Consider the following 13080-nt stretch of genomic DNA (forward strand, 5'->3'; position numbering starts at 1 on the left):
AAAACAATCTGTACAATCGGTGGCTAAAAAACTTAACCTTCGCGATCTTTGCGTTCTTCGCGGTTTCCGTTCTTCGTGCTCTTCTTGTCCTTCGTGGATCAAAAATTACGGCTCGCTATAGCCCACAACCGCCAGCTCTGCTTGCTTGGGGTCGCTGCTAAAAATCAGGGTTGCGCTTTGCTCAGCGTGGCCGGGCAAGAGATCAAGCGTCACATTGCTCTCTTGATCATCCACCTTGCCAACAACCTCGACCGCAGCCGCTGCTTGATCGCCATCATTGCGCACGGTTACTTCGAGGTAAAATTGTTGGCCAACTTGGCGAACCTCGCCCATTGCAAGGCTAAATTGGGCTGGTTCGTCGCCTTCGGTGGCCCACAGCCAGCCAATCAAGCCAACCAAACAACTGAGCAGCAAGACTGCAATACCGAGCGAAACCCATTCGGCGGTTGTACGTGCTTCGCGTTTTTTCATACCGCTAATCTCCCTGCCGCGCCGCCAACCGTGGCAGGCAAGCCCAAAACAATCGTGTAATCGATAATTTGCGCCAATGATGTACTTTCATCAATTTGGTTGAATACCCGCAGCGTGACCAAAGCAAACACCAACGAGATAATGTATGAAGCAATCGTTTCGCTGAGTGGCGATTGAAACAAGCCACGATCGCTTTTACGCTGCTTATGGTCACCAAACTCAGCTTGAAACACAATCACATACGAAATGATCAACGATGCCGCCATAATTAGCCACAGCCACCATGGCGGCAACGAAGCAGCAATCACGCCAACTTCATCAGTTGGGGCAATCGAAAGCCCAACCACAGTTGCCCCAAGCATCGTCCCGCCTGCATCAACCAAGGTCGCATGCCAAAAACTTTGCTGCTTCGGTTCTTCGTCGTTAGCTTCGCGGCGCAACAAGCCATTGGCCATGCCAACGCCAATTGCACATGGCATGGTTTCCAAAACAACTTTGCCCAAAATCACATCATACGCCAGATCAAAACTGACGCGCCGTAACACGACGAGGCTAAAACATGCCACTAACGCACCGAGCGCCAAAGCTTCGATGCTATCCGCGAGCGAGCGGCTCCACGTTTCATCGCAATTGCGCCGAAAGCCAGTTGCCCGATTGAGCGCAACCAAAGCGATATAGGTTAGGCCAAGGTACAACACCATATGCAACGGCGTGAGATCGCTGCCAATATCCCACACTTCCATCGTGTAGAGCAACGGAATGCCAAACAAAAACGCGCCAGCTATTCCATTGAGCAAATCATCAAACTCACGCCGCCACATACTTGATTCCTATCGTTGCTGCTCGGCCAATTTTTGGTCGAGGCGTTGTTCGGCTGCCAAACGCTCCAAGGCATGCTCACCCAAATCGACAAATTGCATGCCTTCGATCAGGCTTGGATGGACTTTTTGCAAGGCCAAGTACATCTGTTGGGCAATCGCGCGATAGCTTGGGTGGCCTTGCGGCGCGGCGCGTAGCTCAATCAAATGATAGGCTTCGCGCAAATTCAAACGAAACCGCCAACGAATGCGATAGGCAAACGGCACCAGATATTGCGCTGCTTCAGGCAAATCGGCCTCGATCGTTTGCACCGCTGCTGCCGCTTGATCGAGCGCCGTGCAATAGGCCTCAGCAACTCCAGCGGCCTCAAGCTCGGGCGCAACTGCATAGCCATGAACCACGCTATAGCGCTGACGCTCTTGGGTCAGAATCCGGTGGCGCTGCAAATCGCGATACGCGCCAATATCAGCCAGAAAATCAAAGGTATAGTAGGTTTCTTCGAAGGCTCGGCCTGGGCGATGGAAACGCGAGCCACGTTCGCCAACGTAGGCCCGCAGAATCGCAATCCGCTGATCAGTTGGCAAATTTCGTGCCCAGCTTTGGAGGTTTTCCAAAGGCTGATCGCTGTGTGGATAGAGAATCGCCGCCACAACTTTGGCCTCAGCATCAGGATCAAATTCAACTAAACTAACGCTCTGTTGATTGGGGCTAGCTGGAATTTCGGGGCTAAACGCTGCGCCTGATTGGCGCATTGTGGCGAGATATTGGCTATAGGCCGCACCACGCGCGGTTTTGGCCCGTTTAACGAATGAAGGAATCAGTTGATCAAGCTCATGTTGCAGATTAACCCCCACGCCACGAACTTCGCTATGTTCGGAGCTAGCTAATTTGGTCAGCAAATATTCATAAGCGCGACCGTTGCCAAACAAGCCAACATTGGTGAGCGTCGCCATTGGCAGCAACCCGCGCAATAAATCCAGCGCTTTGGCCCGCGTCGCGCTGGCGTAGGCCCGTTCGCTGGTTTTGGCATCGCGCGGGGTGGCGCTTTGGACCCACGCTTGCACTGGTTCGATCAAAGTGCGATAGCTGTCGAATAAACGATCAAGCGTTTGTTCATACAGCGCGGCGTGGGGCGATTGCATAATTTCGGCCACACGATGATAGCGATATTTCCCTGCTACTTGGCGATCGAATGGTACATAGCGCGTCGATTTCTCCAGCGGATCGAGGCCCAAGCGGCTATCTTCGAGCGCCTTGGCGACGATGTTGCTTACGCCTTCGCAGGCCACGTGCGCCCCACCCAATTCGGCAACCGAATCGTCGCCATAGCCGAGTAACACCCGTTCGTAGAACGCTTCGGCCTGTTTGGTTGCCACCAATTGATCGTTGCCATTGCTGGCGGCATGGCCAACAATTGCCTGAAAACCAGCCTCTGGCGCTTGAATAAATTCGTCGAGCAGCATGCGGCGTAGGCTCTTATCGCTGCGGCTATAGCGCGAGAACAAGGCACCTTTGACAACTTCTGGGAGGTTGCGCAAGCCAAAAATTGGCTGATCGAGGTTGGTGACAAACGGTGCTAGAATCGCCTGTTCTTCAGGCGTAAATGTATCGCCCCAAGGGTCATGCATTGGAGTTCTCCAGTAGATTATTTGTTTCAAACTTGGCTATTTTATCCTGATATTGCAAGGTGGTGTTTTGGTGAGATTACTAGGGATTATGGATAAACTAACATTGAAAGGATAGTTATTAACGCAGAGGCGCAGAGCCACGAAAGTATGAAGGATGAGGGATGAAGGATGAAATCGAGAGAACATAGATGTACTGGTACATGAGGTTAACCACTGCTTGATCCCCTCACCCCCCAGCCCCCTCTCCCACTGAACGCGGGCGAGGGGGAGCACCTTTTTACCAACGAATTGTGGCAGAACCACAGCGTTAAAGCCCCTCGCCCAGCGGATGGGAGAGGGGTTGGGGTGAGGGCATCAGTTGCCTACAGTCCCAACCCCTGTTGCACAACCCACCAATTGTTCCGCTCGCCTATAGCCTAGAGCCTTCTCTTCTTCACGCTCTTCGCGAGCTTCGCGGTTTCATGCTTCGTGTAACTTCGTGCTCTTCGTGGATCAGAGACCTACCACATAACGAGCTGATCAATTTCGGCAGTTGATAAGCGAGCCAGTTGCTCAGGCAGTTGTTGCTGCACAAGTTGCTGAATGGCGGCAGCTATGAACGAAGGATTGCTCGGTCGACGACCTGCATCTTGCAATGATGTTGCCAGCTGATCCAAAACGATCAAACAGCCAAAATTACGAATTTGGGCAGGCTCGATTGCTTGATTAGCAGTAAATTTTTTATGCGCATGGCCATAGCTAGTTAAGCCTGCGGCCAAACCTTTTAAGATGGCTTGGCGATAGCTTGGCTCAAACGGCACATGGCGATAGCGCAGCAAACATTGCTCAATTTGGCTAAAATAGCTAAATTGCAGGCCAATTTTGAGTTGAACATGCTCATTGGCAGCCTCAAACTCAAGATATGGCTGGGGATTTAAGTTGTTGTAAATTAATTCATCGAGATAATCGCGCAGCCCATTGGGGTAAAACAGATGGTTGCTGGTGGCATGAAGCGTATCAATCACTTCAATTCGACAACCAGGAAACAGCGTTGCCAAGCCACGCAACGAACCCAGCAGTTGATGGATTGAGCTAGTTCGCTGTATGAAGATAGCGTGGTTGGGCACAAAAAAGATGCTTCGATAGTTGGCTTGGCTGGAACCAAGCAGCTGTAATGCAGGAATGGTAGGCTCGCCGTTGTAGCTTAATTGATAATGTTGCCCAGCAGCATGCAGATCGATGCTGCATTGTTGAGCAGCGCCAAATAGATGCAGCAACTCGGCTGGCGGCAAGCCACAACCAGCAACCGATTCTATGCTCGACCCAAAATCTTGCACCATAAAGCAGGCTTCTGGCAAGCTAGTTATATGAATCCGCTGCGCATGCTGCTTGGTTAGGAGGAAATCGACGTATTCAATTAATAAACCTTGAATTGCCTTGCCATCATTACCGCCATAGTACATTCCCACATTTTCACGGCGAAAGACAATTTTGCCCCGATCTGCTGGCATTTGAATGTTGCTCGCGCTGTATAGAGAATTATCGGGCATTCGTAAACCTCTGTTCAGCGTTTATTGGCTTGAATCAAGGCGTTTTCTCCTCCCTTCCGTCCCTCCGCTGGAGGGAGACGCAGGGGTTTTCAGCCCCTGCACCCCAAATATTTGTCTGCTGGATTGTTATTATGGTTCTGTTTCCCATGCTTCGTGCAATTCGTGGCAAAAAAACTTAACTTCGTGATCTTCGCGTTCTTCGCGGTTTCAGGCTTCGTGTAGCTTCGTGCCCTTTGTGGATCAATCGCGTGGCGGCTGATCGACTTTGGGGCGTTTTTCGTGTTTTTTGCGCAGCACAGCGGTCACTTCTGAGCGATTATGGAATAGTTGGCGTGCGCCAATCACCCAATAAGCGGTGCGCAAAATACTCAGCGAGTGATAGGCAATTTGGGCGCTATGCTCGTGGGGCAATTTGAGCGTAACCACCGCCAAGCCATCGTTGGTCAAAGCATTGGCAGCATCAACCATCAGCCACGCCGAATCGCGGGCATCAATCCGCATATCATTGACAATCACGGTAAAGCGCTCTTGAGTTGGCAAAAAGCGTTGGGCCAAGGTTTGCAAATGGCGCACACCTTGATCGTAGCGCAAGCTGGAATGCAAATCAGCTGGGTCAATCGCAACAACTGGCAAGCCAGCGCGACGCAAAATCCGCGTCCAACCGCCTGGTGCAGCGCCCAAATCCAAGGCTTGGCCATGATCAGGCCAATCGATATTGAACAAGGCTTGGGCTTCGAGCAACTTAAATTCAGCGCGGCTTAATTGGCCTTGTTCGCGGGCAAAGCGATGTGCACCACCAGCCCATGCCGAGCGATTGAATTCAACGCTCGAAACGCCGAGATAGGCCCGATCCATGCTCAGGGCAACCGAAAGCACACCCTGCGGATTGCGCACATCCAAGGGCAAGCCGCTTACTTGCGAAACTGCTTCGGCCAAGGCTTGGTTGATTTCAAAACGAGTTAATTTCACATGCTCATCAAGCAAGCGGGTTTGCACTGCAAACGGTTTGCGGGCTGGCAAATGGGGCGCGAGATTCAACGCCACTTGGGTCAAGCGCTCCAAATCATCGGGCGTGCCTTCGAGCACAACTTCACGATGAACTGGCGCAATATGGCGGATAAAAACGGCTGGCCGTTTAGCCAAGGTTGCTTGCCATTCAGCTAAGGGCTGCTCTAGCTCAACCAAGGCGACCTCAGGCGCAAGCCGCTGAACAGCAATTCCAAATTTGCCAAAACGAATTTCTTCTATGGCTGCCTCAAGCATTTCCGGCGCAGCACTAATCAAAACACGATAAGTATCAAGCACAAAAAAGTCCCCTTCGAAAGGATGAAGGATAAGGGATGAAGGATGAAATTTCAGCCTATCCCGCATCAATAATCTATTTTAACGATCTGTAGCTAGGATTTATGATTTTAAAACTTCATACCTCATAATTCATCCTTCATCCTTATTAATACAGGTTTATCGGGCTGGTTGGCGAGGGAATTGCTGCCAGTTGGCCGCAGGCGGCGGCAATTTCAACTCCACGTTCAACCCGCACCGTACACGAGATGCCTGCCGCTTGCACAATGCGCTGGAAGGCAGTTACCCGCTCGCGATGCGAACGAGTCAAGGGCGTACCAGGTATCGGATTCCACGGAATCAAATTGACATGGCACAGCATGCCCTTGACCAAACTAGCAAGTTGGGCCGCAAGCTCAGGTGTATCGTTTTTATCGTCGAGCAGCACATATTCAAACGATACTCGGCGATGCGTTTTCTCGGTGTAATAGCGAATCGCAGCCATCAAATCGCTAATATCAAAGCGATCGTTGACCGGCATGAGTTCGCTGCGCAATTGGTCGTTGGGCGCGTGCAATGAAACCGCCAAATTAACTTGCAAGGCTTCATCGGCCAATTGGCGAATGCCTTTGACCAAGCCCACCGTCGAAACCGTCATATTGCGCGCGCCAAGATTGAAGCCCTGTTTATCGTTGAGCCGTTCAACTGCCGCCCACCAGCGGTCGTAATTGGCAAATGGTTCGCCCATGCCCATAAACACCAAGTTGGTGATATGGTCGGGCACTGGCCCACCATGGCGCTTGGCAATCGCAGCGCCTTCAGTGCGCAAGTAGCGCTCGAAATGCAGAACCTGCTCCATAATCTCGCCGCTGGAAATATTACGCAACAAGCCCAGCTTGCCAGTGGCGCAAAAAACGCAGCCCATGGCACAACCTGCTTGGGTCGAAACACAAATTGTCGCCCGATCAGGCGGGTAGATCATAAGCACGGTTTCGATTACCGCATTACCTGGGCAGCGCCAAAGCACCTTGCGAGTCAAACCATCGTCGGTAGTTTGCTCGCGCACCAATTCAAGACCGCCAATTTGAAATTTGGCCGCCAATTGTTCGCGCAACGCCGCCGATAAATCGGTCATGGCGGCAAAATCGTTGGCTAATTTTTTATATAAATGGGCATAAATTTGGCGCGCTCGAAAGGCTGGTTGGCCTAATTCAGTCAATTGCGCGGTCAAGCCCTGCAAATCAAGATCGTAAATATTCATGGGTTCCTCGTTTGTTACGCCCCATGATACCATCTTTCTTTATCGTGAGGATCGGTTGTTGAGGATCGGGGATCGGCTTGATCCACGAAGGACACGAAGGACAGAAACCGCGAAGGGCGCGAAGATCGCGAAGTTAAGTTTTTTAGCCACGAATTCCAGAATGTGGCTATAGGCTCTTGGCTTTTGGCTTTTGGAACCAGTGGCATGCCCTCACCCCCAACCCCTCTCCCACTGAATGCGGGCGAGGGGAGCACGGAGTCGGCGGTTCCCCGTCGCCTCGCAGGCGGGAGCGGGGGTGAGGGGGCAATCGAAGGTTAACGCAATGAACCATTACATATCGCCCATAATTCCTCTGCGTTAAAACGGCATGTTTGTGGTTTTGAGTTTTGACTTTGGCATTTCATCCCTCATCCCTCATCCTTCATCCTTCGGTTCTCTGCGCCTCTGTGTTAAATTGCTCCACGAATTGCATGAAGATTATTTTTTTGCCACAGATTGGCACAGATTATTTTGATTATTAATTTCCCATAGCCAAAAGCCTATCGCCCATAGCCTGATCCCCTGACCCCAATCCCTATGCTCTATGTTCTTTGCTCTATGTTCTTTCATCCCTCATAATTCATCCTTCATCCTTTCCCCCGCCATATCGTATAATAGCGCTACGCCTAATTTAATTCTATTTCCCCATCTTGAAGTCTACGGCAGCCTGCTGGATGGAGCTTTCTTGGGCATGGCCAGCATTTGCCGGGCGTGCATTGTTGGCTTGATTCAAAGGAGTTGACCTGTGGCACGCAGCACTTCGCGGCCTGACGCTGGCTTGGCAGGCTTTTTTCGCTTTGCCGAACGTGGAACCAACCTTCGCACCGAAATTCTAGCGGGCGTAACCACCTTTTTCGTGATGGCCTACATTATTTTTGTCAATCCATCGATTTTATCGAGCGGCCCCTTGGCAGAAGCAGGCCCGCCGTTCAACGCAACTCTCACCGCCACCTGTTTGGTTTCGGCATTAATGTGTATTGCGATGGGCTTATTTACCAATTATCCTTTTGCCCTCGCCCCCGGGCTTGGCTTGAATGCAGTCGTGGCGTTTCAATTAATTCTGACAATGGGCCTGCCATGGCAAGCAGCTATGGGCGTGGTTGTGCTCGAAGGCTTGTTAATTACAGCATTGGTGCTAACCGGCTTTCGCCAAGCGGTGATGCATGCGATTCCGCTTTCGCAAAAACGAGCGATTAGCGTTGGCATTGGCTTGTTTATTCTCTTCATTGGGTTAAATAACGCTGGCATTGTTCAACGTGGCAATGGCACGCCCATGGCGTTGGGCAATTTCACCACCTTTTCAATTTTGCTGACCGTCTTGGGTTTGTTTTTGACCCTAATTTTGATGGCGCGCAAAGTTAAAGCCGCCTTGCTGATTGGCATTTTGGCCACAACGATCATCGGTGTTGTCAGCCATTATGCCTTTGGCGCAGATATTAGCGCCCAAGCTGGGGTACAAGGAGCTTTCCCAAGCGAGTTGGCTAGCCCAAGTTTCGAGACGATTGGCCAAGGCATCAATTTCGATGTGTTCAAGTTGGTCAGTGTTCTCTCAGCGGTCTTGGTAATTTTCTCGCTGATGCTCTCGGATTTCTTCGACACGATGGGCACAATCATTGGTGTTGGCGAGCAAGCAGGCTTTGTCAAAGCTGATGGCGATTTACCCAACTCGAATCGGGTGTTGATGGTCGATTCGGTTGCAGCGGTTGCTGGCGGCGTATTCGGCACTTCATCGGTCACCACCTACATCGAAAGCGCGGCAGGCGTTGGCGAAGGCGGGCGCACAGGTCTAACCGCCGTGGTTACAGGGATTTTGTTCCTGCTAAGTATTCTGATTGCGCCATTTGCTGGCATTGTGCCAAGCGAAGCAACCGCGCCAGCCCTAATTATCGTGGGCTTTTTGATGTGCGGCGGCATTCGCGAGATTGATTTTGGCGAGCTTGAAGAGGGCTTTCCCGCCTTGCTGACCATGACGATTATGCCATTCAGCTATAGCATCACCAACGGCATCGGCGCTGGCTTTATCAGCTATGTGGTGCTGAAATTGGCCTTGGGCAAAGCCAAGCAAATCCATCCCTTGTTGTGGGTTGTTGCCATATCGTTCTTGGTCTACTTCCTGTTGCCCTTGATCGAAGCGAAGATTTAGGTTTCCCTCACCCCCAACCCCCTCTCCCACGAAAACGCGGGCGAGGGGGAGCACCCGTTTTTGCAAGAACCACGTCGTTAAAGCCCCTCGCCCGTTTTCCTGGGAGAGGGGTTGGGGTGAGGGGATCTTAAGAACCTACCCTTGAAAGCTAGCCCCCTCTCCCAGGAAAACGCGGGCGAGGGGGTGCACCCGTTTTTGCAAGGATTTTTGCACGAACCACGGCGTTAAAGCCCCTCGCCCGTTGGACGGGAGAGGGGTTGGGGTGAGGGGAACTTCAAATCTAGCTCGCTACTTTCACAGTCGCTTTATCGCCAGTTTCAATCAAATAAACGCTACCTTTATGCGCTTTGGCTCGCTTTTTCACATCGGCGGCCAAATCGCCAAACTCGGCAAAGTGGGTAATCTGGTGATTAAGGCTTGAAACTACGCCAATCGAGATGCTGACAAAGGGAAATTGCTTGGGATTGCCCTCGCGATCGTTTTGGCGAATAAAGCCGCGTTGGCGCGATTCAATGTCGTAATACAGCGGCGCAAGCTGATCAAACTCGCGAATGATCGATTCACAAATCGCCGCCACATTATCGGGATGGGCCAAAAACACAAAATCATCGCCGCCGATATGGCCAACAAAATCGCCAGCTGCTCCCGAACGCTCAACTGCTCCGGTAATAATTCGCGCCGTTTGGTGAATAATCGCATCGCCTTTGAGAAAGCCATATTCATCATTGTAGGCTTTGAAGTGGTCGAGATCGCAGTAGGCTACTACAAATGGCTGTTTGCGATCAAGCCGCGCCGCAATTGCCCGCTCAATTGCTCGATTGCCTGGCAGCATCGTCGATGGGTTGGCGTTGCCTTCAACTTCGCGGCGGCGTAGCGAGGCACTAATCCGCGCTAGCAGTTCGTTCCAATCAAAAGGCTTGGTAATATAATCGTCTGCGCCAAGTTGAAAACCGCGCACTTTTTCCTCGGGCTTGCCCAGCGCCGAAACCAGCATCAGCGGCGTGGTGGCAGTTTGGGTACGCTCGCGCAACTGGCGCAACACCGTCCAGCCATCAATATCAGGTAACATCAAATCGAGCATAATCAAATCGAAGGGCTGGCGCATGGCGAGCCGCAAGCCTTCTTCGCCGCTGGTGGTAACGGTAATCGCATAGCCAGCATTCGATAAGCCTTGGCTGACGACTTGTTGAATTTCTTGATCATCTTCGATGACCAAAAGTTCGGCGATGGTTTTCTTGCGGCTTTTCGTCACCAGTTCGCTAACCATAATCGGCAAACGATCCAAGGCTTCGTCTTTGCGAATAATTTGCAGCCGTGGATCAAGCTCTAGTTTTTCGGTTTGAGTTGCTTCCAAACCAGTGTAAATAATAATTGGAATATGCTTGGTTTCTGGATCTTCGCCCAATACAAAGGCCACTTGTTCGCCATTAAGGTGCGGCAACATCAGGTCGAGAATAATCGCAACTGGTTGATAAGCCCGCGCCAAATCTAAGCCCGCCATGCCATCGGGCGCACTAACCACGTTATAGCCCGATTGCGTTAAGCGAGCCGAAACCACGGCGCGATAGGTCTGCGAATCTTCAATCAACAAAACACAAGGTTTGCTGGTATCGATGTCGGGCGGATATTTGGGCAAGGCCGAATTTGGCACTTCTGCAGGCGCTTGGTTGGTTTGTTGCGGACGTTGGGCCAGCACTTCATCAGGGATAATCACCTGAATACCCGTTGCATGGTCAAACATATATTCTTGCAACACATCAATTGCGCTACCCAAGCGGGTTGCCGAGCGATTGAGCAAGCCCATCACTTCGGCAATTTGGGCCGAATTGGCGTTGGTTTCGGCTAAATAACGTTCAAGCAAGGCCAAACCTGCGTTCAAGGTGGTGAGCGGCGTTGCAAAACGGTGAACAAAACGAGAACGGCGTTCGTAGCTATCCATACAGGTGTCTCCAGATGCCTTGCGCTTAGGGACGTTGTCGCTCAACCGAGCCGGCAGGGCGATCGCCTTGGTCTTCCATCAGCGCCAACTGACGGGCCACTTCTTCCACCGCCACCCGTTGTTTTCGATAAAAATCCGATTCGCTCATTGCGAGCTTATCTATAATCTCACGAATCCGTAAGCCTTTGAGAAAGCGTAACTCTAAAATATTGTAAATCATCCATTCGGGTGCAGAAGGATCAAGCTGATCTTCAGGCCGAATGTTTTCGATTGCTTGGCGCAACACACCTTGCAAGGCGCGGGTTGGGCTGCCACCTTGAGTATTAAGCAATTGACGCACCGTGCGCAAATCGAGCAATGGGCTATCGCTCAGTTTCGGCCCGCCCCAATAGTGCGAAAGTGCATCTTTCACCAATTGGGGAAACTCAGGGTGCAACGCCACATCAGCAATCGCATCGGCCATTTCCGAGGCTGGCGTTTCAATTTCGCTGGTCAATTGTAACAGCGAAGCACTCTGCGGGGCTAGCCCACGCAACGAGCTAAATAGATTTTGCTGCAATTGCATATGGGTCAGCGCCAATTCCATCTGATGCGCCAAGGTTGCGATTAATTGGCGGGTTGGGATGGTCAGTTGTTCAGGTTTACAGCCAATGCCAATTGCGCCCAGTAATTCCTGCTGGCTATTGTACAATGGCAACAAACAAAACCCATCGTGAATGCTAAAATCCTCGACCTCGGGCATGCGATCGTTGCGAAACGCGCCATGCGGCAAGCTTTGCAAGAGCTCGCTAATATTATTGACATTCAAAAACTGTTTGATCGTGCGGCGCGGGCCACACGAGGCTTGAACTGTAAATTGATCTTCATTGGGAGCCAGCACAAAACCCGATTCAACCCGCAACGAGCCACAAACTGCCACCAAGGTATTTTCGAGCAATTGGCGTAAATCTTGGCGCGTAAAAGCTCGCTCCTCGAAACGCCGCATCCAGCGCACTTCATCACTATCTTGACGATAAATTAGGGTATCGACGGTTGGCCGAATTCGCCCAATAAAAATTGGCATCACCACCGTCATCAACATCACCCCAAAGATCGTGATCGTTGCGCGCGGCAAGCCAGTTGAAGCACTCAACGGCTCGACCAATTGCAAACAAATAATCAAGGCCACGCCAACCACTGGCCCATATAAAATGTATCTTAAGAAATTATACTTAACTAAGCGATCAGGAACAATCACCCCATGGAAAGCGACGCTATAGGTCATGAGGGTCATCATCACTCCTACGCCGGTCGTGCTTGCACCTAGTAACATCAACGAAAGCCAGGATGGCACAACCGTAGTATTGGCAGCGATGATTAAATAGGGAAACACCCCCAAAAAGGGCGCTAAAAAAGAAGTACTTAAATACCATAAGCGCCGCCGATTGGCCGGCGTGATCGAGCGCCGATGGGCTTGGCGAATGCACCACACGCCCAATGAACAGACCGCCACAAAATAGCTAATAAAAAACCAAAAGAGCGGCCCTTTGCCAAAACCAACATACGGCTGGCTGGGCACATCGATCACCAAAAGATTGCTGGTGAGTGCCACCAACCAAAAGCCAACGCTAAATGTATAGAATAATGGTAAGAGCACTCGCGTCCACATACGTGGATCACCAGTGCTGCGCAGCAACGATTCAGCAAAGTGGTAGTAGGCCGCAGGCACAAGGCTAATCCCTGCCCATTGAATGCGCCAAAGCACATGCCGAGTAGCTTCAGTTTGTGCTTGCCGTTGTAGAATTGCGCCCCCAAGCACAATCATCAAGCCAACGATCAGCAAACAAAACGAACGCGCTACCCCATTGCGCCAATTGTGCAGGGCAATATAGGCAAATAACGAAAACCCTACGACCACAATTGCTGCTAGCGTTAGGTCATTGGCTGCTAGCAAAAAATTAGTCCACGAAAACGCCGCCACCATACCTAAA

General features: G+C 51.3%; 9 protein-coding genes. 1 reads left to right on the plus strand and 8 read right to left on the minus strand.

Annotation, left to right across the window (positions count from 1 at the left end):
* Window positions 1-105 precede the first annotated feature (105 nt).
* From ACFMKP_RS20595 to rlmN, 6 genes are all read right to left on the minus strand, one after another.
* A complete protein-coding gene (locus ACFMKP_RS20595) occupies window positions 106-471 on the minus strand; it encodes a hypothetical protein (protein WP_382294641.1) in 366 nt (121 codons plus the stop codon).
* Entirely contained in the window at window positions 468-1292 is an 825-nt protein-coding gene (locus ACFMKP_RS20600) for a TIGR02587 family membrane protein (RefSeq protein ID WP_382294643.1), read from the minus strand. The genes ACFMKP_RS20595 and ACFMKP_RS20600 overlap by 4 nt, the downstream gene beginning before the upstream one ends.
* A gap of 9 nt (window positions 1293-1301) precedes the next feature.
* Window positions 1302-2918 carry an FAD-dependent thymidylate synthase gene (locus tag ACFMKP_RS20605; protein WP_382294645.1) on the minus strand — a complete coding sequence of 539 codons (1617 nt, stop codon included), beginning with the start codon at window positions 2916-2918 and terminating at the stop codon, window positions 1302-1304.
* A 500-nt stretch (window positions 2919-3418) separates the two neighbouring features.
* The gene (locus ACFMKP_RS20610) at window positions 3419-4408 is read right to left on the minus strand and encodes a hypothetical protein (protein ID WP_382294647.1); all 990 of its coding nucleotides are present in this window, start codon (window positions 4406-4408) and stop codon (window positions 3419-3421) included.
* 279 nt (window positions 4409-4687) lie between these two features.
* The gene (locus tag ACFMKP_RS20615; RefSeq protein ID WP_382294649.1) at window positions 4688-5752 is read right to left on the minus strand and encodes an SAM-dependent methyltransferase; all 1065 of its coding nucleotides are present in this window, start codon (window positions 5750-5752) and stop codon (window positions 4688-4690) included.
* A gap of 145 nt (window positions 5753-5897) precedes the next feature.
* On the minus strand, window positions 5898-6989 hold the full coding sequence (gene rlmN / locus ACFMKP_RS20620) for a 23S rRNA (adenine(2503)-C(2))-methyltransferase RlmN (RefSeq protein ID WP_382294651.1): 1092 nt from the start codon (window positions 6987-6989) through the stop codon (window positions 5898-5900).
* A 784-nt stretch (window positions 6990-7773) separates the two neighbouring features.
* On the opposite strand from rlmN, the gene ACFMKP_RS20625 reads away from it, so the two are divergent.
* Window positions 7774-9171, plus strand: a complete 1398-nt coding sequence (locus ACFMKP_RS20625; RefSeq protein WP_382294653.1) for an NCS2 family permease — start codon at window positions 7774-7776, stop codon at window positions 9169-9171.
* Window positions 9172-9451: 280 nt separating this feature from the next.
* Here the strand turns inward: ACFMKP_RS20625 and ACFMKP_RS20630 are convergent, their stop codons facing one another.
* Window positions 9452-11110, minus strand: coding sequence for a response regulator (locus tag ACFMKP_RS20630; RefSeq protein WP_382294655.1), 1659 nt, complete (start codon window positions 11108-11110; stop codon window positions 9452-9454).
* A gap of 25 nt (window positions 11111-11135) precedes the next feature.
* Complete coding sequence (locus tag ACFMKP_RS20635) at window positions 11136-13073, minus strand: histidine kinase N-terminal 7TM domain-containing protein (protein ID WP_382294657.1); 1938 nt, start codon at window positions 13071-13073, stop codon at window positions 11136-11138.
* Between the last annotated feature and the right edge of the window lie 7 nt (window positions 13074-13080).

Origin of the sequence: Herpetosiphon sp. NSE202 (genome assembly GCF_042688385.1) — a bacterium.
Taxonomy (GTDB): Bacteria; Chloroflexota; Chloroflexia; order Chloroflexales; family Herpetosiphonaceae; genus Herpetosiphon.

Coding starts and splice junctions, on each gene's coding strand:
- ACFMKP_RS20630 (WP_382294655.1), bottom strand. CDS start 11,110: ATGGATAGCTACGAACGCCGTTCTCGTTTTGTTCACCGTTTTGCAACG.
- rlmN (WP_382294651.1), bottom strand. CDS start 6,989: ATGAATATTTACGATCTTGATTTGCAGGGCTTGACCGCGCAATTGACT.
- ACFMKP_RS20635 (WP_382294657.1), bottom strand. CDS start 13,073: ATGGTGGCGGCGTTTTCGTGGACTAATTTTTTGCTAGCAGCCAATGAC.
- ACFMKP_RS20605 (WP_382294645.1), bottom strand. CDS start 2,918: ATGCATGACCCTTGGGGCGATACATTTACGCCTGAAGAACAGGCGATT.
- ACFMKP_RS20595 (WP_382294641.1), bottom strand. CDS start 471: ATGAAAAAACGCGAAGCACGTACAACCGCCGAATGGGTTTCGCTCGGT.
- ACFMKP_RS20600 (WP_382294643.1), bottom strand. CDS start 1,292: ATGTGGCGGCGTGAGTTTGATGATTTGCTCAATGGAATAGCTGGCGCG.
- ACFMKP_RS20610 (WP_382294647.1), bottom strand. CDS start 4,408: ATGCCAGCAGATCGGGGCAAAATTGTCTTTCGCCGTGAAAATGTGGGA.